A 20,577-nucleotide genomic window follows, 5' to 3' on the forward strand; every position below is an offset into this window, starting at 1 on the left:
TGCAAACCAGAAACTAAAGTTTGCAAATCTCTCGGTGGATTTGCAAACAGGCGTGTCAAGTTTTGCAAACATCTTATTGAGACCGGCTCATCAGCATATACTTTGGGCGCGCAACAAATCCCGCGCGTGTATACAGTTCTTGGGTTTTTTCTGCGTCTCGCTCAACTTCGAGATGGAGCGCTTTCAGACCGGCATCGGCCAATGCCCTTGGGATACTTTGCAAAGTTTCTGAACCAATGCCGCGGCCACGCACACCAGGCCGGACGTAGAGTTCGTCAATGAACCCGTCGAGACCGCCAAATTCCAAAGACCATCCGAACGTCAATGCAACATAACCGATCGGCGCGCGCGGTGGGCCAATGAGATAAATTGCGCCGTGCGGCGACCCCTCAAGCAGAGGCATGATTCCAGCTCTACGGGCCTCTGCTTCCAGGGATATGTTGCATTCTTGATGAAACGCCGCGACGAGTGCGTCTAGCCGATCCAAATGATCGGGCGTCGCGAGCGTGAGCGCCGCGCTCACAGTCTTGCCAACCGAGCGGTCAACAGATCAAAAAACCGATCTGCGTCAAGGTCTCCGATAAACAACGCATTTGCGGGTCGATCCGTGACGTCCCACCAGTCCGCGACCGTCATGCCCATCGTCAATTCTGAGCCGGTTTCAATCTCAACGTTAACATGGCGCCCGGAAAAAATGTCGGACGCGATGATATATGCCGTAACGCAAGGATCGTGCAGAGGCGCGCCCTCACTGTCATATTTAGATTTGTCGAACCGTTCAAAGAAATCGGTCATTTCCGCAACAGCGTTGCCAACGGGTGTCGCCAATGCCCGGAAGGCATCATTTCGGGGTTTTGTGACCAGCGCCTTGTGGGTGACGTCCAGCGGAAAGACCACGATTGGAATACCCGATTTGAACACGATTTCAGCCGCCTGCGGATCCACGTAAATATTGAACTCTGCCGTTGGTGTGATGTTGCCAACCTCAAAGTATGCGCCACCCATCAACACAAGTTCCTGAATGCGATCGGCAATTTCCGGCGCTTTCTGCAGTGCTTTTGCGACATTCGTGAGAGGTCCCAGGGCACACAGCGTCACAGTGTTCGGCGGTTCGCGACGCAGGGTGTCGATGATGAAATCGACGGCGTGCCCGTCCTGCAAAGGCATTTTGGGATCCGGCAGAACCGGGCCATTCAAGCCGGTTTCCCCATGAACATGTTCAGCCGTAACCAACCTGCGCGAGATCGGTTGCTCGCTTCCGGCGTACACAGGTACATCGGGCCGTCCCGCCAATTCGCATATGATCAGGGCGTTTTTGCAGGTCAGCGCCAGCGGCACGTTGCCAGCCACACAGCTGATGCCCAAAACGTCGATCTCTTCGGGGCTCGCAAGGGCGAGGAGAATGGCCACCGCGTCATCCTGACCCGGGTCAGTATCGATAATTATTTTGCGGGGGGACATGGATGCTCCAGATTCGAGTGCGCGCGACAGTCGCAAGCTTGGTCCAATTTGTCCAGACGGTCAGGTGGCCTCACGTAACCCTGTGCCTATCCGGTTGGAATTCCCTTATAAAGGGTTCTTGTGGTCATCTCCTGAGTGGACAAAAGCTCGGATCACACGGCTTTTTGATCGTCCAGTGCCTCGCCAGTGGTCAACTTGTGAGAACGGCCCGTATCAGAGCAGAGTTTACAAACTGGCTTGTCCACCGCGCTACCTGCGTTCCTTAGCTTTGACCGCATCCCACAGGGCATCCATTTCGGCCAGATCACTCTCAGCCGGAGTTTTGCCGCGGTCTGCCAAGCGCGCTTCGACAGCTTCAAAACGGCGCGTGAATTTGGCGTTTGCGGCCCGCAAAGCCGCTTCGGGGTCCAATCCCAGATGGCGCCCGAGATTGGCCATGACAAAAAGAAGGTCGCCAAATTCTTCTTCCACCTCGGCTTGTTTCATTTGGTCTTTTGCTTCGACCAATTCCGCCGCTTCTTCGGTAATTTTGTCGAGCACCTGCATGGTTGAAGGCCAGTCAAACCCAACCCGGGCAGCGCGTTTTTGCAGCTTCAAGGCGCGCAGGAGGGCGGGCAGTCCAACTGCGACACCTGCCAAACTGCCCTTTTGGGCTTTCCCTGCGCGTTCCTTGGCTTTGATGGCTTCCCAATCGGCGGTTTGCTGGTCTGCCGTTTTGTCGCGCGAATCTTCGCCAAAAACATGCGGGTGCCGCGCGACCATCTTGTCGGAAATCTCCTGCACAATACTGTCAAAGTCAAAGTGCCCCGCTTCCTGACCCATTTCGGCATGATAGACAGTTTGCAACAACAGATCACCCAGTTCGCCTTTGAGATCAGACCAGTCGCGCCGCGCGATCGCATCGGCAACTTCATAGGCCTCTTCGATGGTATAGGGCGCGATGGTGTCGAAATCCTGTTCGATATCCCACGGGCAGCCAGTTTTAGGATCCCGGAGCCGCCGCATGATTTCCAGCAAGCGTTCAATACCCGCATTACGGTCGTGGATCAGGTCTTCAGCCATTGCAGGTCGCCCATCTGTCGTGTCACAAGCACCTGACAAATATTTCTACAAGGAGTCCACCCCATGCCCGTGGTCAACCGCATTGCTGATATGAGTACCGAAATGACCTCTTGGCGTCAGCACCTGCATACCATTCCCGAACTTGGTTTGGACTGCCATAAAACCGCGGCTTTCGTGGCGGAACGCTTGCGAGAGTTCGGGGTGGATGAAATTCATGAAGGCATTGCCAAGACGGGCATTGTGGCGCTGATCAACGGGCAGGGTGCAGGCCCGACCATTGGTCTGCGGGCCGACATGGATGGCCTGCCGATGGAAGAGACCGCAGCACTCGATTACAAGTCGACGCATCCGGGGAAAATGCACGCCTGCGGCCATGACGGTCACACAACGATGTTGCTGGGGGCCGCGAAGTATCTTGCCGAGACACGTAACTTCGCAGGACGTGTTGCCCTGATTTTTCAACCCGACGAGGAAGATGGCGGCGGGGGTGAAGTCATGGTGAAAGAAGGCATCATGGATCGCTTTGACATCGCTCAGGTTTTTGCCATGCACAATGCGCCGGACCATGAAACTGGCACGTTTCATCTAAATCACGGCGCCATCATGGCCGCAGCGGACGAATTCAATGTCTATGTAACGGGCAAAGGGGGACACGCAGCGATGCCGCATACGACGGTCGACCCGCTGCTGGCCGGGTGCAGCATTGTCCAGGCCCTGCAAAGTATCGTCAGTCGGAATACCGACCCACTCGAGCAGCTTGTGGTTTCGGTCACACAAATCCACTCCGGGACGACACATAATGTCATTCCCGAAACCTGTAAGATCACGGGAACGGTGCGTACCTTGAGCAAGGATGTCCAGGCCATGGCCGTAAAGCGCATGGAAGATATCATCGCGGGACAAGCCGCATCTTTCGGTGTTGAGGCACGGTTGGAGATCAAATACGGCTACCCCCCCACGATCAACCACGCACAAAAGGCTGCTTTTGCGGCGGAGGTCGCGGCGGACGTCGTGGGTAAAGCACATGTAGATGAAGACACGCGGCCTATCATGGGCGCAGAAGACTTCTCTTTCATGCTCGAGGCGCGCCCAGGCGCTTATGTCAATCTGGGGCAGGGGGAGGGGCCGATGTGCCATCACCCGAAGTACAACTTCAACGATGAGATTGCCCCTATTGGCGCGTCATTCTTTGCCCGTCTGGTCGAACGCGCGCAACCGGTGAACCGGGGATAAGAACATGGCGTTGGAAGATGCAAAGACCCAGATCGATCACGCCTTTACCCGCGAAGATCTGAAAGGGCCCAGCTTTGAGCTGACCTTTGGTGGTGCAACCTCCTTTCTGCGACGTAAATACAGCAAGGATTTGACCGGCGTGGACATCGCCGTGACGGGTGTGCCTTTTGATCAGGCGGTGACCAACCGGCCCGGTACGCGGCTGGGGCCGCGAGCGATCCGTGAAGCTTCAAGCCTGCAAGCGCCCGATGCGCCCTATGGTTGGCCCTTTGATGTGTTGAGCGAATGCGCCATCGTAGACTACGGCGATCTGGCATTTGACTATGCCAATGTTCCGGCCTTCCCGGATGCGTTGACGGATCATATTCGCGGCATTCTGCAAGCAGGGGCGGCAAGTGTCGTGTTGGGCGGGGACCACTACATCAGTTTTCCGATCCTCAAAGCCTATGCCGAAAAATACGGCCCCCTCAGCTTACTGCAGTTTGACGCCCATACCGATACATGGGTCGATGATGACTTTTCGCGGGTAGATCACGGTACGATGTTCTACAAGGCAGTGAAGTCAGGAATTGTTGATCCAGCGACCAGTGTGCAAGTTGGCATCCGTACGACCAACGAAGATACGCTTGGTGTGACCATTATCGATGCGCGCGAAGTGCACGAGAAGGGCACGGCGGCAGCCGTTTCCAGGATCAAATCCGTCCTGGGTGATCGTCCCTGTTACCTGACATTTGACATTGATGCGCTGGATCCAGCTTATGCACCTGGCACTGGCACGCCCGTATGGGGTGGTTTGACCTCCGCACAAGCGGCTTACATGTTGCGCGATCTGGCGGGTATCAACATACGCGGCGGCGACATCGTGGAGGTATCGCCTCCTTTTGACACAACTGGGGCCACGGCGATTGCCGGTGCCCATGTCGCAACAGAAATTCTGAGCCTGCTGGGCTGGCGGATGCGCGAAGAGGCAAAAGCATGAGAACCAAGAACCAACCGGTCAGTGGCAATGATCTGGCCCGGTTTTCCGGCATGGGCAGTTTTATGCGCTTGCCGTTCGTGAATGACCTTAAAGGGCTGGACGTGGCCTTTGTCGGCGTGCCGCTGGACATTGGAACGTCCTGGCGATCGGGGACGCGGTTTGGCCCCAAGGAGGTGCGCTCGCAAAGCGCGATGATCCGGCCATATCACATGGGCACCGGGGCAGCACCCTTTGACAGTCTCCAGGTGGCGGACCTTGGGGATCTGGCGATCAATACGTTCTCTTTGGTTGAGAGTCTCAAGATCGTGCAAGAAAGCTATGACGCAATTCTGAATTACGACGCCATGCCCATGGCCATCGGAGGCGATCATTCCATCACTCTGCCCATATTGCGGGCAATGCACCGCCGCTTTGGGCCAGTGGCGCTGGTCCATGTGGACGCCCACGCCGATGTCAATGACGAGATGTTCGGAGAGCGCGAAACCCACGGGACCGTATTCCGTCGCGCCTACGAGGAAGGATTGGTCATTCCCGAAAAGACCTATCAGATCGGTTTGCGGGGCACCGGCTATACCGCCGCTGACTTTACCGAAGCCCAAGGCTGGGGGTTTCAGCAGTTCCCCGCGCAAGAGCTTTGGCACCGCAGCCTCACGACGCTGGGTGGCGAGGTCCGGCGGGATATCGGGCCGGAAACGCCTGTTTATGTCAGCTTTGACATCGACAGTCTGGACCCGGCCTTCGCCCCGGGGACCGGCACGCCTGAAATCGGCGGGCTGACCACGCCGCAGGCGATGGAACTGATCCGCTCGCTTAAAGGACTAAATATCGTTGGCTGTGATCTGGTCGAAGTGTCGCCCCCCTATGACACCACCGGGAACACGGCCCTGGTGGGGGCCAATATACTTTTTGAACTGCTCTGTGTTTTGCCTGGTGTGGCCTACCGCTAAACGCGCGAAACCCGTACGGAGGGGAAATTGGCGGCAGGAAGGATACAAGGGTTGCGGATGATGGGCAGTGTTTTGCTTGTTCTAATTGTGGCTTTTATGGCCTACGTCCGATTGGCACCGCTTGAGCAGTCTCGTTGGCACCAACCCATTGACGCAGCATCCGACGTGGATTTCGCGGGCGGTGCCATCCGGGTTCTGAAGGGCGATGCGGCGCTGTTTGAGCGGCTGGATCGGGCATTGTCCGACTTGCCGCGCACGCAACTTTTGGCGGGATCAGCAGCGCAGGGTCGCGTGACCTATGTCTCCCGATCCGCCCTGTTCGGATTTCCCGATTTGACCACAGTGGAATGGGACGCGGGCGAGGTCAGACTTTATGCAAGGCTGCGCTTTGGCGCGTCAGATCTTGGCGTCAACCGCAAACGACTGGAGGGGCTGATCGCCAGTGTTCAGGGAGGATGACAGGCACCCTTCTTCCACTTCGCGCCACATCGGCACGTTGAGCGACATCTGGCATTGTGCCATGAACATGCGGCCATCGACCTGCAGGCAGATTGTCTGACCCAGTTCGATACGGGACCCTGATTTGTCGGTGCAAAAACAGTCCACCGTTTTGCCGCTGGGACTGGTCACATCGGCAAGGCTTGGCACAGCGAAGCAAAACAGAAATAGGGCCAAACATCTCATGTCCAGAACAATAGCACGAGTGCTGCTCTTGACCAATGGCTTTCAATGTCTCACAGAACGGTATGATCCCACGAGACCGATTAGAACAGATTACGGCCCGGTTTCAGTATCTTGAAGCAGCAATGGCAGCCGGCGATCCGAAGGCGGATATCGCGACGCTGGCCAAGGAGTACTCTGAGCTGCGTCCGGTGGTCGAGCAGATCGCGGCGTACCAGCATTTGCAGCGTGATCTGGAAGATGCGCAACAGATGTTGTCTGACCCCGATATGGCCGCCCTGGCACAGGAAGAAATTCCTCGCATAAAAGCGGCGTTGCCCCAGGCGGAAGCCGAATTGCAACTGACGCTGTTGCCAAAGGACAAGGCGGACGCAAAACCAGCCATGCTTGAAATTCGCCCAGGGACGGGCGGGGACGAGGCCGCGCTTTTTGCCGGGGACCTGCTGCGGATGTACCAACGCTATGCGGAAAGCAAAGGGTGGAAATTTGACATCATCGAGCTTCAGGAAACCGAGTTGGGTGGGATCAAGGAAGTTGTGGCCCACATCAAGGGGCAGAATGTCTTTGCGCGGCTCAAATACGAAAGCGGCGTGCACCGGGTCCAGCGGGTGCCCAGCACCGAAAGTGGCGGGCGTATTCACACGTCGGCGGCCACGGTTGCGGTGTTGCCCGAAGCGGAAGACGTGGACATTCAGATCGATGCCAATGATCTTCGTATTGATACCATGCGGTCCTCTGGCGCTGGCGGTCAGCATGTGAACACCACCGATTCTGCTGTACGCATCACCCATTTGCCCACCGGATTGGTAGTGACTAGCTCGGAGAAATCCCAGCACCGCAATCGTGAGATCGCCATGCAGGTCCTGCGCGCCCGTCTCTATGATCAGGAACGTGCGCGCGTGGATGGGGAACGCTCAGCCGACCGCGCTGCGCAAGTTGGCTCGGGGGACCGCTCGGAGCGGATCCGGACCTATAATTTTCCTCAAGGCCGAATGACGGACCATCGGATCAATCTCACGCTCTACAGGCTAGACGCGGTCATGCAGGGTGATTTGGACGAGATCGCCGATGCGCTAACGGCAGACGCGCAGGCGCGGTTGATGGCGGAGATGGGGCAGTGACCGCAGCCGAAGCCATGGTGACGGCCGTGGCGCGTTTGCGTGCGGCGGGTGTGCCAGATCCGGCACGGGATGCCCGCGTCCTTCTTGCGTATGCGGCAAAGGTTGATGCCGCGCGGGTTACATTGATCGCGCCCGAGGACATCGCGCCCGAAATTGCGGAACGCTATGATCATCTGATCGCGTTGCGGGCGGTGCGGGTGCCGGTGTCGCAATTGATTGGGTCACGCGAATTCTACGGGCGCGCGTTCAACATCAGCCGCGACGTACTCGACCCGCGTCCTGAAACCGAAGCGCTGATCGAGGTGGCTTTGTCGGACCCCTTTGACCGGGTGCTCGATCTGGGAACCGGGTCGGGCTGCATCCTGGTCACGCTTTTGGCGGAACGGTTGGACGCTGAAGGGCTGGGTGTTGACGTCAGCGAAGCCGCCTGCCTGCACGCCAGTGCCAATGCTGCGCGTCATGGCGTGGCGGCGCGCGCTAGCATCCTGCAATCCAATTGGTTTGACGCCGTTGAAGGACGATTTGATCTGATCGTGGCCAACCCCCCTTATCTGTCGCTCGGTGAAATGGACGAGGTGCAACCCGAGTTGCGGGACCATGAACCGCGTTTGGCGCTGACGGATGAACGGGATGGTTTGTCTGCCTATAAAACCATCGCTGCTCAAGCACAGGGGTATCTGAATGCACAGGGTCGCGTTCTGGTTGAAATCGGATGGCAGCAAGGCGGTTCGGTTTCAGCGATCTTTGACGCACAGGGTTGGGGTGATGTGGCGATTCTCCCCGATCTGGGCGGGCATGATCGCGTCGTTTGTGCGTCGAAACCTGGTTAACAACCGCTGAAAACGCAGTAAATTTTCGCAAATCTGGTTAAAATCCTGCATTACCTCTTGCAGCAACGCGCGGGCCGTGCTTATTCAAAGTTGTTGCAGCGGTGGAGGCTCAAAGGAGCGGTCCCGCGCGGCGTTATGCCCAACATTTCGACACCCCGGCTATCACATGTGCACAGCGCACCCGGCAATACGATTTACAGCACGAAGGCTGAGCGAACTTAATGAAATCATCGAGATCCCGGTCCCGCTCCAAGAGCAACCGCAACCGTTCCCAAGGCAATCAAGGCGGCAATGTCGTCAACCGTGTGTTCGACAGTTCGGGCCCGGAAGGCAAAGTGCGTGGGACGCCGCAACAGATCATTGAAAAGTACAATCAGTTGGCGCGCGACGCTCAATTGAGCAATGACCGAGTGGCCGCCGAAAATTTTCAGCAACATGCGGAACATTATACACGGATGTTGTCCGAGGCGCAGCGTGAGATTGATGCGCGCCGGGAAGAGCAGGATCGCCAGAACCGTGAACGTCAGGCAGAGCGTGATCGCGAACGCGCTGAACGTCAGGAGCGCGAAGTCAGCCACGTGGCAGAGCAACCCGTGGTTCCAGTGGAACCTGTTGCGTCTGTCGCGCCGGTTGAGGAAGCAGAGAGCAATCTGGTCGAGACACCGGAGAGCCAGCCCAAACCTAAACGAGCGCCACGCCGCAAACCCCGGGCCAAACCGGCCGCCAAGGAAGATGCACCACCCGAAGGGAACGATGCGCCGAAGGCCGCTGAATAATCTGCAATTTTGAAACCCCGGGCCGGCCTCGGGGTTTTTTTATGGCGCGGCGACGGCGCGAGCGAGCGCACAAAACCCTTCCAAGTGAATTTGTTCAGCGCGGTCAGTTGGCTTCAGCCCGGCGGAAACAAGCCTGTCTTCAATGTCCGGAGCAACGTTTTTGAGCGCTGCGCGCAGCATTTTTCGCCGCTGGTTGAACGCGGCAGCGACGACCCGGCTCAACACGGCGGGATCGGCAGGATACCGCGGCTCAGACAATGCGCTAAGATGAACCACGCTGCTGGATACTTTCGGCGGTGGTGTGAAAGCCTCAGGCGGCAACTGCAGAACAATGCGCGCATCTGAGCGCCACTGCGCCAATATCGCAAGGCGTCCGTAGGTTTTACTACCCGGCGACGCCACGATGCGCTCCGCCACTTCGCGTTGAAACATCAAGGTCAGGCTTTGCCAGAAGGGTGGCCAGACCTTGGGTGTTAACCAGCGCACCAAAAGCTCTGTGCCCACGTTGTAGGGTAGGTTGGCCGCGACCCGAATGGGCGGCGTCAGATGGGTCAACGGATCGATCTCAAGCGCATCGCCATGCAATACCGTGAGCCTGCCGGGGTAGGCCTGTGCAACGTCGGATAGGGCTGGCAGACAACGGGCGTCTTTTTCAATCGCCAGGACATGACGCGCGCCCTCAGACAGCAACCCGCGGGTCAGCCCGCCCGGACCCGGTCCGATCTCGAGTACATCGCAACTGCTCAAGTTTCCGGCCAGCCGGGCAATCTTGGCGGTCAGATTCAGATCGAGCAGAAAGTTTTGCCCCATTGATTTACGGGCTTGCAAATCATGGGTGCGGATCACGTCGCGCAGGGGCGGAAGGCTGTCAATGACCATGGTTCAAGTCCGCCACGCCAACTTGGCTGCGAGTTTCAGCGCTTCGCACATGCTGGTCGGATTGGCGACGCCTTTGCCCGCAATGTCAAACGCAGTGCCATGGTCGGGAGAGGTGCGTACAAAAGGCAGCCCCAGCGTGACATTCACGCCCTTGTCAAAATCCAGCGTCTTGATCGGGATCAGTGCCTGATCATGGTACATGGCTACGGCTGCGTCATAGCCCGACCTAGCAGCCGCATGAAACATCGTATCGGCAGGCAAGGGACCAAGCAGGTCATGTCCTTCGCGGCGCATGTCGTCGAGCAAGCCGGAGATCCAGTCCAGTTCCTGTCGGCCCATTGAACCGCCTTCGCCTGCATGCGGATTAAGACCCGCAACGGCAATCCTTGGTTTTGCAATGGCAAAACGGTCTCGCAACTCTCTCAGCGTGATCTCGATGGTGTCGCGCAGTACCACAGGGGTCAGCGCGGTTGGCACCTCTTGCAGCGCAATGTGGATGGTTGCCGGGACGACGCGCAATTGCTCGGAGGCCAACATCATCACCGCGCGCCCACCGCCAGCCAGATCCGCCAGATATTCCGTATGGCCCGGGTGGGCAAAACCGGCCCCTTCGATCAGGATTTGTTTGTGAATAGGGGCTGTACAAAGAGCGCTTGCTGCTCCCGATTGCACCAGAGCCACGCAAGCGGCAATCACATCGATGACGCCCTGCGCATTGGCGGGTTCCGGCGTTCCGGGCGTGACAGAGCGTGGAAACGGGTGGTGCAAGACCGGTAAGACTTCTGCGGCAACCTGTGCTGCCGCTGCCGGGTTTTCAATCACCCTATGGGGCGTGCCTTCGGGCAAGTGTCGCGCATCACCCATCCAAACCATCGGGATATCTTTTCTGAGCAGTGCCCAGGCTTGCGCTGCTATTTCAGGGCCAATCCCAGCGGGCTCGCCGCAACTGATGATGACGGGCGCGTCGGCGCGTGTCACGGGATCACGATACGCGCGTCTGCACGCAGCTGATCCAGCAGGCCGTCGGCATAGGCGTTGATGCGGTTCGCGCGCAAGGCAGCGGCGGCATCTTCTCGGGCAACATCCTCGTTCACGGCAGCCGTGCGCCCGCACATCATCAAAAACAACAGTGTTTGCCCATTGTTGCGCGTAAGCGCGGTTGAAACTTCGCCCGGATCCAGTTTGCTAAGTTCGATCCCGATGTCCTGTGGAATGTCGGCAGGTGGCAGCGTCTGGCGGTCGAGCTTTTCTTCCGGCTCACCCTGAGCAATGCCATAAAGATCATCGCATTGGTCCACACGCGCACGCAGCTTTTCCGCCGCAGCCAATCCGGCAGAGGTGCGCCCACCGGGGATAAAATAGGTCGCATACTCGATGGCAGCAAAGGCCTCCGCGACCGCACCAGATTCCTGTATGTCACGCAATTGGAACAACGCAACTGCGTCGGGAATATTCAGAGGATCAGTCACTTCGCCCGGTGCGAGCGACAAGAGCAGCGGGCGCAAAACCGGGGGCAGATTGTTCAAATCCTGCCACGGCAGCCGGCCGCCCTCATCGCGGGATGCGGTGGCAGAAAACTCGCGGGCATAATCAGAAAATACGTCCAGGGAGTCCGTCTGAGCGATTTCGATTGCCAATTGTTCGACGTCTTCCCTGGCTTCCGGTGGCGCCGGGATGATGATTTCGGAAACCAGCACCCTGATCCCGGTGGTCCCAACCGACGTACCAAGCGCGCGGTCAATTTCTGCCTCCGTGATCTGAACCCGACCCCCAAACCGTGCGGCAATCAGGTCGCGCCACGCGATACCGACCTCAATGAATGATTTAAAGCTGGCTTCATCCACGCCATTCTCGGACAGAGCGGTAATGAATTGTTCCTTGTCCATATTGGCCCGACCGGCAAACTCGACCATCCCGGCATCAATGCCTTCAGGCGTCAATTCCAATCCGAATGTGTCAACAGCCTGCGCCTGCAAGCGCTCGTTGACCAAGGTTTCGATCACGTCCTCGCGGTTGGAGCCGGGCGCATTCAACAACCTGAGAAATGTGGTGCGCTGTTCGACTTCATATTCGGTCACAACGTCGTCATTGACCAAAATAACCGGGTCAAAAAGGTTTTGGGCTTGCAAAGGTGCGGAAACTGACAACCCAAGAACCACGGCAAAGATGTTTTTCAATCTGGTAGATGCGCTCATTTTTTCTTATTTCCCGCATGTTCTGGTGTAGGTTTCTGTGCCCTTGCGAGCTGAAAACCCTCGTAGGCCGATGGATAAGCCCAAAGTCGTCGAAGGCGCAAGGCTTCGAGATGTGGCGTAGTTGCGGCTGACCGAAAAATTGACCGACACGCATTCGTTGCTGTACCTCACCCCAAGCCCCGCTCTGGCAGCTCTGTTGAGAGACAGGTCGTATCGCCATCTTGCAGATGTGGTCCATGAACGGCTCAAATTATAAACCCCTGCCAACGCAACTTCGGCAATTTTTTCCTCACGTTCTTCCACAGGATCCTCGGTAAGCCAGACGTAACTGCCGGCAAGGCTACCACGGTTATGTCTGTAGCTCCCACGGATTTCAGCTTTGGTGAAGTCGAAGCCTTCATCAAAAAGCGTGCGCGCGGTGATTGACCAGTGCTCGCGTGTTTTGATTTGACCGGCAATGAGGTAGTTCGATTTGGTTCCTGTCAAACCTGAAGTAATCGTGAATGCGTCGTCTGCCTCGTCTCGTAGAACCTGGCCCAATGTGAGCGATGTCTCTAACCCGTTGGGGTCGAAACGTGCCCAGTTTACGCCAATGGCCGTGGCCCGTCCGCGTTCGCGCCGATCCGGTTCAGGAAATCGCGACAGTGAAATCAGATTGCCGCCATCGAATTCGACACGGGTGCTTTCTTCGTTAGGAACGTTGAGCCGATCGCCGCCTGTCCAGGCCAGTTGCACGATTGGTTCAAGCAACTCGGACACACCGGCAGATGAGCTGCGCGACATGGGGTAGCGGAAGGCAACGGTCCCATGCGGACTTAGCTGTGTTTGGTTCTGTGGCACGGAGCTGTCTTGTGTAACATTGAAAAGATCAGCAGAGGCACCAAGGGTCAATTCTGTGCGCAAGCCATATGCAAGCGTCCAGCTGCGCAGCCAATCGACATCGGTACTAAAGCGGCCTACATCCCGTCCGACGATATCCTCATCCGAATAGCGGTAATGGCTATGTGCATTCACATCCAGTCGCAATTCGCCTCCGAGAGTGGATGGAAAAAACCGCGTTTCATAGATGCCGTCCGCGACAATTGTGGGCAGCTCCGCGTTGACGTCGGCGTCGCGGAGCGACTTGAAACCGATCAGGGTGCCGGAAATGAACTCGTCCCTTCGGGCACGGCTGATGGTAACAGCGCTGTCGAGCCTGTCTTTTCTGGAAAAGCTGTAATTATTGAGATAGGCATTGTCGGTCGTGAGCTCGACATCGAAATCGAGCCGAAAATTATTTTTCAGTGCAAAGCTGCCAGCACCAAAAAGGTACCCCCTGATTTCGCCCGGCCGGATTTCATCGCGGCTGATAGCGCCGTTAAATTCGATGCGACCTTTTACAAAGGCCTGACGGTATCGAAACTCCAGTGTGCGTGTGTTTGCGGACAAATAAGGCGTGAGTGTTAGATCACGATCCTCTCGCAGGGCGATAAAATAAGGTATTTTTATGCCTGTTCCCAATTCACTGGTCGTTCGAAGAGAGGGTATCAGGAAACCGGTAGCGCGTTCCAGTGTCGGATCAGGCAGGCGCAATTGCGGTAAGTAAAGGACCGGAATATCAAGTATACGGAATTGCGCGCCGTCGAAGTATAATTGGCGTTCCTCTTTGTCATGTACAACCCGTTTGGCGCGGATTTGCCACAAGGGCGCTTTGCCATCTTCGCAAACTTTACAAGAGCTTACCGTCGTTTTGTAGAGTTGACTGTAACGCCCGTTTACCCTTTGGATCTGCACTGCTGCCAACTGCAGCTGTTGATCCAGAACCATTCTGGCACTGGTCAGAAGACCCGTTTGCAATGTGGTATCGAGATCTGCAGCCGACGCCAGAATGGTCGTACCTTCACCGTCCTGTAGGATGATTGGCCCTGTTATGGTCAAGGCTCCGGTTTCACGGTCGTAGCGTATTTCCTTGGCTTCAATGTGTGTGGTGCCTTGAAAAGCCTCGACATTTCCCCGTGCGATCAATTCCCGATCATTTTCGATAAATAGTTCGTCCGCGATCAAGACGGCCGGGACCGGCTCGTCTTCCTGTGCCCATGACGCGACTGGAAAAAATAAAAACAGGCATAAAACAACCAAGTGCACCACAGTCTTAGCCATCCTCCGCGTGGAGCAATAGGCCAAGTGCTAGCAACACGGCCGCCAAGGGCGGCGCCCAAGCCGCGAGGTAGATGGGAATTTGCCCGTTCTCTCCCAAAATCTGCGCGAAACTGCGAATGAAATACAAACCAAACCCCAAAAGAACTGCGGCCAGTACCGCAATGCCCGTCCCGCCAAATCGGGTATGACGCATGGTGAAAGCGCTCGCAATCAAAACCATCGACATCAGAAAAAGCGGGCGCGCCAGTTCCGATTGGAGCCAAACCCGGTGTTGGCGAGACGAAAACCCTGCCTCGTCAAGCTGTTCAATAAATTGCGGCAGTTTCCAAATGGAAATTGCATTGGGCCGGGCAAAACTCTCACGGATGCGGTCGAGGGTCAGGCTCGACGGAATGAAAAGTTTCGAATGAGTTTCCGCGTTTGCTTCGGAATTGAAACCTTCTTTCAATTTCCAGAGTTTCGCGCGCCGCAGGAGCCAACCGCCTTCCTGCAGCGCCGCACTGCGCGCCTTGATCCGCCGTACCGGGCCTTGACCTGGAGCATAGGTGACGATCGTGACATCATAGAGTATCGACGCGTCAGAATTTGACCGCCACGCGCGGATCACGGACTGGCCCGTGGCATCGCCTTGTCGCAACCAAAGACCTTCCCTGGAAATCGATAAGGTCGATTTGCCCCCGGTCCGGTAGCTTTCAGCCAACTCACTGTAGCGTTTAGAGGTGCCAGCCACGATCGGGTTCAACATTGTCACTGCCAATCCTCCGATCACAAGCGCGACCAAAACCGGTGCGAACAGGGCGCTTAGGCCTGAGCGCCCGGCAGCGCGGGTTGCGACAAGTTCCGAAGATCGAGCCAAGCCAATGAAAAGCGCGATCGTAGCCAGGATCATAATGAGCGGGAGGATTTCATTGACAGTTTGCGGAGCATTCAAGAGTGTCAGTCCGACTATCTTGCCGAAACTGATATCAAGTTCACTAAACGAACGCGTTTGGTCGACAAGATCGACCAGAGCGACCAGCGAAAAAAGAACGACGGTCAGTACCAGAAAATTGAGCGCAAAACGTCTTGCGAAGTACGCATGGAGGATCACGCTGAAACCTCCTGTGGCGAAGCGACGGCAAACTTGCGCCGTTTTGGGCGCGCCAGATACCATAGCATGGCCAATGACAACAATGCGCCGAAAACAACGGGCGCGTAGAGCAGAGGCCACAATTCGGAATTGTTTCGTACCGGGTTTTGAAAGGTAGATCTGGCGCCATTGATCAAGAGCAAAAGTGCAAAAGCAATCACCACTTCGCGCCAGACGCCAAAACGCGAATACCCGCCGATTAGCAGGGTTGTAAAGCCGATCAACGCCGCAACAATGCAGAAAAGTGGTTCGGCAAACCGGGAATGGAATTCCTCTGCAAGTTGCCCCGCCGATTGGTTTGTTAGTTTTGTCAGGTCGTCCCAGGGCGCCATTAAATCAAACGTGATCATATTGCGGGCAAGCAGCCGGTGCGCTGCATCATTTCGCACCAGTGAGCTGATATCAAATGAGAAATCTCTGAAATTTGCTGTGGACAGCCTATTGGTTTCATTGCTCAGGCGTTGCGCCAGACCGTCCAGCATGATCAGCGTCGTCATATCCTGATTGCGGATCAAATAAGCTTCGTCAGCGGTATATATCACACCTTCTTCGGGTTTGCGTCCGTCAGAAAGAAACACATCTTTCAAGATACCTTCTTCCGTGATTTCCCCCGCATAAAATGTGACGGAGGTTGATGGATGCAGAAAAGCGCCTTCCGTGAGCAGGCGCGACGTTGCGTTCTGCGAGATTTCTGCTTCTCTTTCCCCCAGTTGTTTCAGCGCCAAAGGCAAGAGCAGGTGCTGCAATGCAGAGGCCATCAAGAACACCAAAAAGCCAAAAACAACAACTGGTCGGGCAAGTCGAAACGGGCTGGAACCCGTGGCCTGCATGACCGTCAGTTCGCTCTCGTTGTTGAGGCGATTGGTGACGTAAACCGTTGCTGCAAAAGCAGAAATGGGCAAAACGGTCGTAATGAGTTTCGGCAAACCCAAAGCGGTGAACTCAAGGAACACAAGCGCGGATTGTCCATCGCTGATCAGGCGGTCGAAAAGGACAACCGCGCGATTGATCCAGAAAACAGCCACGAGAACGAGCGAGAAAAATCCAAATAAGACCAGTAATTGCGACAGCACATATCTGTCGAGTCTCCTCACGCTGCTCCCCTTTTGTGCCTGCTCTTGCCTGTTAAAGGCAGGATAGACCAATCTGGGCCACTGTAAAACTGCTATCTGGTCATTGGCGTAGGAGCGCGCTAGGTCCTTACGAAACCGCAATTCCTGAAAGGCCGCTGCCATGACCACGCTTACCGAAGTTACATTCTCTGAAACCGACATTGAACGGCTCGCGGGGCACGAAGGACGCATCGGTATTATTGTCGCGCCGGAGGGTCAGCTGGACGTGGCTGCACGCAGGGTGAACAGACTTAGCAAAGGAGCCCTCAAGCGGGCCGTGGACGCACGCGTCGAAAAGGGCGTTAAGGAAGGGGAAAATCTGACGCTGACCTACCCCGCGGGCATGGCGTCGGAAGCCGTTGATGTTCTGTTCCTGGCCCGGAACGCCGCGGAGGGCGCTGCCCGGAACGCGGGTGCCGTCTTGGGCGCACAACGCGGTAAGGCGGATTTGCTCCTGGCGGTAGGATCACTGCGCCGCAGTGCTTACGTCGTTCAGGGTGCTGTTTTGCGCGATTATCAGTTCCGCGACCACAAGACATCGGATGACGCGGCCGAAGGCGCCATCGAGGTCATGTGCAATGATCCAGAAAGCGTTGAGACTGCAGCAGCACCTTTGTTGGCGGTTGCGGATGGAACATTCATGACCCGGGATCTGGTAAATGAACCGGCCAATATTCTGACCACCACCGAATTTGCCGACCGTCTCGCGGAGATGAATGCGCTGGGTTTGAAAGTCGAAGTTCTGGAAGAGAACCAACTGGAAGAACTGGGCATGCGCACGCTGCTGGCAGTGGGTCAGGGATCGGCCAGCCCATCCAAAGTCGTTGTGATGCAATGGAACGGCGGCGCAGATGGAGACGCTCCACTTGCCCTGATCGGCAAAGGTGTTGTGTTCGATACAGGCGGCATCAGCTTGAAACCAGCCGGCGGCATGGAAGACATGACAATGGACATGGGCGGCGCAGGCACGGTCGCAGGGGTTATGCGAGCTCTGGCGCTGCGCAAGGCGAAGGCCAATGTGGTCGGAATTGTCGGGCTGGTAGAGAATATGCCTTCGGGCACAGCGATCCGCCCCGGTGACGTAGTCCACACCATGAAGGGTGATACGGTTGAGATCCTCAACACCGATGCGGAAGGCCGCTTGGTGCTCTGCGATGTGATGTGGTACGCGCAAGAACGGTTTGAACCGGCGGGCATGATTGATCTCGCGACTCTGACCGGTGCGATCATCATCGGGTTGGGCCACGAAAACGCCGGTGTGTTTTCCAACGATGATGGTCTGTGCAACGCCTTTCTAAAAGCAGCCTCATCAGAGGAAGAAGGCGCGTGGCGCATGCCTTTGGGCCAAGCCTATGATGACATGCTGAAGTCGCCCATTGCTGATATGAAGAACATCGGGGGTCGCCCTGCCGGGTCGATCACGGCGGCGCAGTATTTGTTGCGCTTCGTCAAGAAAGACATGCCCTGGATCCATTTGGACATCGCCGGTGTGGCCTCTTTGAAAACTTCGACCAAGCTGGCACCCAAGGGGGCCACGGGGTGGGGCGTTCGGGCGTTGGACCGCCTTGTCGCAGACATGTTCGAGAAGGGTTAATCCTTGGGCACAGCCCTGTTCTATCATTTGACGCGCCGCCCGATGGAAGACACGCTGGCGATGTTGTTGGGCAAGGCCACGCAGGCTGGCATGCGCGTTATCGTACGCGGTGCCGACCTTGGACGCCTTGGATGGTTGGATGAAAAGCTGTGGCAAGGAGCGGAAGACGGGTTTTTGCCGCACGGTTTGGCCGGCGGCGCGCAGGATGCGATGCAGCCTGTCTTGCTGACCGTCGCGCGCGACAACCCCAATGGCGCCACATGTTTGATGACCATCGACGGGGCACCGGTCACAGCAGAAGATGTGGCGGCGATGGACCGCGTCTGTGTTTTGTTTGATGGAAACGATGCGCAGGCTTTGGAAACCGCGCGTGCGCAGTGGAAGACACTCAAGGACGCTGGCAGCACCGCGCAGTATTGGTCTGAAGAAGCAGGTCACTGGGAGAAAAAGGCGGAAACCTAAACGAAGGCGGACCACTCCGTCCTCGGCGCATGGTCAGCGGGTCAATGTCAACTCGCCGCCTGAGATCTCAATTTTGCCCCAGCGTTGCAGGTATGTCATGCCCAGCAGGCTGCGTGACATCTCGCCATCGTTGACAACAGCGGTAACATCACGGTCGGTCGCCGGGCCCAGCTGTACAGTGTCCAACCGCACTGGCGCCGTGCGAACTTCGCCGTTTGCCGTCATCGCGCGCCTGGTGAAATTGAGGCTGTCGGGCGACAATCCCACAGCCGCGGCATCATTGCGTGTCAGCACGATCTCCGTTGCGCCAGTATCGAGGACAAATTGCAGGGGCGCGCCGTTAACTTCAGCGGCAATATAGTAATGCCCATCCGGACTGCGGGGTACGACGATCTTTCCTTGTTCGGCAAAGACAGATTGTTGCGGGCTTACAGTCTGGCTGATGTCATCCCAGAGCCCGTAAGCAGCGATGGCGCCGAGAAAGATAAACCCCCAGAGGGCCACCTGTTGAAGCGATTTGTTCATTGACTGACGGTTCTGCGTAAAAAACCAGCTGCAGACCATCAATCCAAGAATGATCAGATAAATCAGACTGCCCGTGTCGTTGCTGTCCACCGAAAACTCCCACCATGCGTCACTTTAATATAGGAGGTCTTGTCAGATTTTCAGCCTGTGCCGGGTCCAAAGCCAAACGCGCTCAGGCCATCCAGCACGAATTGAACGGAAAGGGCGGCAAGAAGCATGCCCAAAAGACGGGTGACCACAATAATACCGGTCTTGCCCAATGCGCGTTCAATCAGGCTGCTGGCCAGGAAAAATGCCAGCACAATGGCCAGAACACTTGCCGTGGCCCCGAGCACGATGACGGTACCTTCGATGCCAGGGCGTTGGCCCATCAACAGGATCACCGATGCAATCGCGCCGGGGCCAGCGATCAGGGGAATGGCCAGTGGAAAGACCGATGGGTCGTTGTGCTCTTCTTCGCTTTGATCTTCGCGGCGCTTGGTGCGGCGCTCAAACAACATGTCGAGGGCAGTGATGAACAGCAAAATGCCACCTGCGACGCGAAAGGCGGCCATTGAGATGCCGATAAAGGCCAACAGCGCTTCGCCAAAAGCGGCAAAGGCCATGAGGATCAGGAACCCGATCAGGGTGGCGCGCAAGGCAATGCGTCGGCGCGCGGCCTGAGTCATGCCTTGTGTGAGGGCCACGAAAAGAGGGGCCAGACCAATGGGGTCGATCACCACGAACATGGTGACAAAGGCCGTGATCAAAAACGCGGTGTCTATCGTCATTCAGATCCCCCACGAATCCCGATTTGCGGCACAAGGCCCTGTATCTTTGTGCAGATTGATCACTAGACTTGCGCTTTTTCTAGCTTTTCCAGCGCAGACATCCAAAGCCCTTCGGCGCGGTCCAGCGCGGTCATGACTTCCGCGTATTTTCGGTTCCACACTTCCAACTCGCCAACATTGGCATCTTCGTACAACAGCGGATCTGCAAGCTTTTTGGCCAGCTTGTTGCGCATGTCGTTCAGCTTTTCGACGCGGGCTTCGGATTTGCGAGCTTCCGACTTGAGCGCAAGGATGTCTTCACGGCTGGCGCGTTTGGGTTTTGGGGCTTCTTGCGGCTTCTTGCTGGATTTACCCATGGGTTTGGCCGGGGTCAGCAGCATTTTACGATAGGCTTCAAGGTCGTCTTCATAGGGTTTAACGGTGCCCTCGGACACGAGCCAAAGGCGATCTGCCACCATCGAAAGTAGGTGCATATCGTGGCTGACCAGGATCACGGCGCCCGAATAGGCAGACAGAGCCTCAACCAGCCCCTCGCGGCTCTCGAGATCGAAGTGGTTCGTCGGCTCGTCGAAGATCAGCAGGTGCGGTGCATCCAGCGTGGCCAACAAGAGAGACAGGCGCGCCTTTGCCCACCCGAGAGCCTGCCCACTTCGGTTTCTGCCTGCTCAGGTCCAAGGCCAAA

At 56.7% G+C, this 20,577-nt stretch carries 21 protein-coding genes and 1 pseudogene; 9 read left to right on the forward strand and 13 right to left on the reverse strand.

Features of this window, described 5'->3' with window-relative positions; genetic code table 11:
• Positions 1-73: 73 nt before the first annotated feature.
• The 3 genes from AB8B75_RS12580 to mazG form a co-directional block, all read right to left on the reverse strand.
• A complete protein-coding gene (locus AB8B75_RS12580) occupies positions 74-523 on the reverse strand; it encodes a GNAT family N-acetyltransferase (RefSeq protein WP_405362686.1) in 450 nt (149 codons plus the stop codon).
• Complete coding sequence (locus AB8B75_RS12585; protein WP_405362687.1) at positions 520-1,461, reverse strand: nucleoside hydrolase; 942 nt, start codon at positions 1,459-1,461, stop codon at positions 520-522. Before AB8B75_RS12585 ends, AB8B75_RS12580 begins: the two co-directional genes overlap by 4 nt.
• Positions 1,462-1,710: 249 nt before the next feature.
• Complete coding sequence (gene mazG / locus AB8B75_RS12590; protein WP_405362688.1) at positions 1,711-2,523, reverse strand: nucleoside triphosphate pyrophosphohydrolase; 813 nt, start codon at positions 2,521-2,523, stop codon at positions 1,711-1,713.
• A gap of 63 nt (positions 2,524-2,586) precedes the next feature.
• Here mazG and AB8B75_RS12595 point away from each other — a divergent pair, with 63 nt between their 5' ends.
• The 4 genes from AB8B75_RS12595 to AB8B75_RS12610 are packed head-to-tail and all read left to right on the forward strand — an operon-like array spanning position 2,587 to position 6,141.
• Positions 2,587-3,756, forward strand: a complete 1,170-nt coding sequence (locus AB8B75_RS12595) for a M20 aminoacylase family protein (protein WP_405362690.1) — start codon at positions 2,587-2,589, stop codon at positions 3,754-3,756.
• 4 nt (positions 3,757-3,760) lie between these two features.
• A complete protein-coding gene (speB, locus tag AB8B75_RS12600; RefSeq protein WP_405362692.1) occupies positions 3,761-4,735 on the forward strand; it encodes an agmatinase in 975 nt (324 codons plus the stop codon).
• The gene (gene speB / locus AB8B75_RS12605) at positions 4,732-5,682 is read left to right on the forward strand and encodes an agmatinase (RefSeq protein ID WP_405362693.1); all 951 of its coding nucleotides are present in this window, start codon (positions 4,732-4,734) and stop codon (positions 5,680-5,682) included. The genes speB (AB8B75_RS12600) and speB (AB8B75_RS12605) overlap by 4 nt, the downstream gene beginning before the upstream one ends.
• A gap of 57 nt (positions 5,683-5,739) precedes the next feature.
• Positions 5,740-6,141, forward strand: coding sequence for a DUF1499 domain-containing protein (locus tag AB8B75_RS12610; protein WP_405362695.1), 402 nt, complete (start codon positions 5,740-5,742; stop codon positions 6,139-6,141).
• Here the strand turns inward: AB8B75_RS12610 and AB8B75_RS12615 are convergent.
• The gene (locus AB8B75_RS12615) at positions 6,079-6,366 is read right to left on the reverse strand and encodes a hypothetical protein (RefSeq protein WP_405362697.1); all 288 of its coding nucleotides are present in this window, start codon (positions 6,364-6,366) and stop codon (positions 6,079-6,081) included. The two genes, AB8B75_RS12610 and AB8B75_RS12615, sit on opposite strands and share 63 nt — an antisense overlap.
• Positions 6,367-6,428: 62 nt before the next feature.
• Between AB8B75_RS12615 and prfA the strand changes: the two genes are divergently transcribed.
• From prfA to AB8B75_RS12630, 3 genes are all read left to right on the forward strand, one after another.
• Positions 6,429-7,484, forward strand: a complete 1,056-nt coding sequence (prfA, locus tag AB8B75_RS12620; RefSeq protein WP_405362699.1) for a peptide chain release factor 1 — start codon at positions 6,429-6,431, stop codon at positions 7,482-7,484.
• A 14-nt stretch (positions 7,485-7,498) separates the two neighbouring features.
• A complete protein-coding gene (prmC, locus tag AB8B75_RS12625) occupies positions 7,499-8,314 on the forward strand; it encodes a peptide chain release factor N(5)-glutamine methyltransferase (RefSeq protein ID WP_405362727.1) in 816 nt (271 codons plus the stop codon).
• A gap of 221 nt (positions 8,315-8,535) precedes the next feature.
• Positions 8,536-9,090: a DUF4167 domain-containing protein gene (locus AB8B75_RS12630; RefSeq protein WP_405362701.1), complete on the forward strand. Its 555-nt coding sequence runs from the start codon at positions 8,536-8,538 to the stop codon at positions 9,088-9,090.
• 39 nt (positions 9,091-9,129) lie between these two features.
• Here the strand turns inward: AB8B75_RS12630 and rsmA are convergent, their stop codons facing one another.
• From rsmA to lptF, 6 genes are read right to left on the reverse strand one after another with little or no spacing between them, the layout of a single operon-like run.
• Positions 9,130-9,969 (reverse strand): 16S rRNA (adenine(1518)-N(6)/adenine(1519)-N(6))-dimethyltransferase RsmA, encoded by an 840-nt coding sequence (rsmA, locus tag AB8B75_RS12635; protein WP_405362703.1) that lies wholly within the window; start codon positions 9,967-9,969, stop codon positions 9,130-9,132.
• A gap of 3 nt (positions 9,970-9,972) precedes the next feature.
• Entirely contained in the window at positions 9,973-10,947 is a 975-nt protein-coding gene (gene pdxA / locus AB8B75_RS12640; protein WP_405362705.1) for a 4-hydroxythreonine-4-phosphate dehydrogenase PdxA, read from the reverse strand.
• Positions 10,944-12,164, reverse strand: coding sequence for a peptidylprolyl isomerase (locus AB8B75_RS12645; protein WP_405362706.1), 1,221 nt, complete (start codon positions 12,162-12,164; stop codon positions 10,944-10,946). The genes pdxA and AB8B75_RS12645 overlap by 4 nt, the downstream gene beginning before the upstream one ends.
• Positions 12,165-12,170: 6 nt before the next feature.
• Positions 12,171-14,303: an LPS-assembly protein LptD gene (locus AB8B75_RS12650; RefSeq protein WP_405362707.1), complete on the reverse strand. Its 2,133-nt coding sequence runs from the start codon at positions 14,301-14,303 to the stop codon at positions 12,171-12,173.
• Entirely contained in the window at positions 14,296-15,393 is a 1,098-nt protein-coding gene (gene lptG, locus AB8B75_RS12655; protein WP_405362709.1) for an LPS export ABC transporter permease LptG, read from the reverse strand. Before lptG ends, AB8B75_RS12650 begins: the two co-directional genes overlap by 8 nt.
• On the reverse strand, positions 15,390-16,526 hold the full coding sequence (gene lptF / locus AB8B75_RS12660; RefSeq protein ID WP_405362711.1) for an LPS export ABC transporter permease LptF: 1,137 nt from the start codon (positions 16,524-16,526) through the stop codon (positions 15,390-15,392). Before lptF ends, lptG begins: the two co-directional genes overlap by 4 nt.
• A gap of 139 nt (positions 16,527-16,665) precedes the next feature.
• Here lptF and AB8B75_RS12665 point away from each other — a divergent pair, with 139 nt between their 5' ends.
• Both AB8B75_RS12665 and AB8B75_RS12670 read left to right on the forward strand, forming a co-directional pair.
• On the forward strand, positions 16,666-18,138 hold the full coding sequence (locus tag AB8B75_RS12665; protein ID WP_405362712.1) for a leucyl aminopeptidase: 1,473 nt from the start codon (positions 16,666-16,668) through the stop codon (positions 18,136-18,138).
• A 3-nt stretch (positions 18,139-18,141) separates the two neighbouring features.
• Positions 18,142-18,600: a DNA polymerase III subunit chi gene (locus tag AB8B75_RS12670; RefSeq protein WP_405362714.1), complete on the forward strand. Its 459-nt coding sequence runs from the start codon at positions 18,142-18,144 to the stop codon at positions 18,598-18,600.
• A 33-nt stretch (positions 18,601-18,633) separates the two neighbouring features.
• Here AB8B75_RS12670 and AB8B75_RS12675 read toward each other — a convergent pair whose 3' ends face one another.
• The 3 genes and pseudogenes from AB8B75_RS12675 to AB8B75_RS12685 all read right to left on the reverse strand — a co-directional run.
• Positions 18,634-19,215, reverse strand: a complete 582-nt coding sequence (locus AB8B75_RS12675) for a TIGR02281 family clan AA aspartic protease (RefSeq protein ID WP_405362716.1) — start codon at positions 19,213-19,215, stop codon at positions 18,634-18,636.
• Positions 19,216-19,265: 50 nt separating this feature from the next.
• Positions 19,266-19,895: a MarC family protein gene (locus AB8B75_RS12680; RefSeq protein ID WP_405362717.1), complete on the reverse strand. Its 630-nt coding sequence runs from the start codon at positions 19,893-19,895 to the stop codon at positions 19,266-19,268.
• Positions 19,896-19,957: 62 nt separating this feature from the next.
• Positions 19,958-20,577: pseudogene (locus AB8B75_RS12685) on the reverse strand (ATP-binding cassette domain-containing protein); the annotation flags it as partial.

The sequence above is a fragment of the Roseobacter sp. genome, assembly GCF_045106495.1.
In the GTDB taxonomy this organism is placed as follows: domain Bacteria; phylum Pseudomonadota; class Alphaproteobacteria; order Rhodobacterales; family Rhodobacteraceae; genus Roseobacter.

What these genes read in the sequence shown, in the direction of transcription:
- AB8B75_RS12585 (WP_405362687.1), bottom strand. Translation starts at nt 1,461, where the DNA reads ATGTCCCCCCGCAAAATAATTATCGATACTGACCCGGGTCAGGATGAC.
- mazG (WP_405362688.1), bottom strand. Translation starts at nt 2,523, where the DNA reads ATGGCTGAAGACCTGATCCACGACCGTAATGCGGGTATTGAACGCTTG.
- AB8B75_RS12595 (WP_405362690.1), top strand. Translation starts at nt 2,587, where the DNA reads ATGCCCGTGGTCAACCGCATTGCTGATATGAGTACCGAAATGACCTCT.
- speB (WP_405362692.1), top strand. Translation starts at nt 3,761, where the DNA reads ATGGCGTTGGAAGATGCAAAGACCCAGATCGATCACGCCTTTACCCGC.
- speB (WP_405362693.1), top strand. Translation starts at nt 4,732, where the DNA reads ATGAGAACCAAGAACCAACCGGTCAGTGGCAATGATCTGGCCCGGTTT.
- AB8B75_RS12610 (WP_405362695.1), top strand. Translation starts at nt 5,740, where the DNA reads ATGATGGGCAGTGTTTTGCTTGTTCTAATTGTGGCTTTTATGGCCTAC.
- AB8B75_RS12615 (WP_405362697.1), bottom strand. Translation starts at nt 6,366, where the DNA reads ATGAGATGTTTGGCCCTATTTCTGTTTTGCTTCGCTGTGCCAAGCCTT.
- prfA (WP_405362699.1), top strand. Translation starts at nt 6,429, where the DNA reads ATGATCCCACGAGACCGATTAGAACAGATTACGGCCCGGTTTCAGTAT.
- prmC (WP_405362727.1), top strand. Translation starts at nt 7,499, where the DNA reads ATGGTGACGGCCGTGGCGCGTTTGCGTGCGGCGGGTGTGCCAGATCCG.
- AB8B75_RS12630 (WP_405362701.1), top strand. Translation starts at nt 8,536, where the DNA reads ATGAAATCATCGAGATCCCGGTCCCGCTCCAAGAGCAACCGCAACCGT.
- rsmA (WP_405362703.1), bottom strand. Translation starts at nt 9,969, where the DNA reads ATGGTCATTGACAGCCTTCCGCCCCTGCGCGACGTGATCCGCACCCAT.
- AB8B75_RS12645 (WP_405362706.1), bottom strand. Translation starts at nt 12,164, where the DNA reads ATGAGCGCATCTACCAGATTGAAAAACATCTTTGCCGTGGTTCTTGGG.
- AB8B75_RS12650 (WP_405362707.1), bottom strand. Translation starts at nt 14,303, where the DNA reads ATGGCTAAGACTGTGGTGCACTTGGTTGTTTTATGCCTGTTTTTATTT.
- AB8B75_RS12665 (WP_405362712.1), top strand. Translation starts at nt 16,666, where the DNA reads ATGACCACGCTTACCGAAGTTACATTCTCTGAAACCGACATTGAACGG.
- AB8B75_RS12680 (WP_405362717.1), bottom strand. Translation starts at nt 19,895, where the DNA reads ATGACGATAGACACCGCGTTTTTGATCACGGCCTTTGTCACCATGTTC.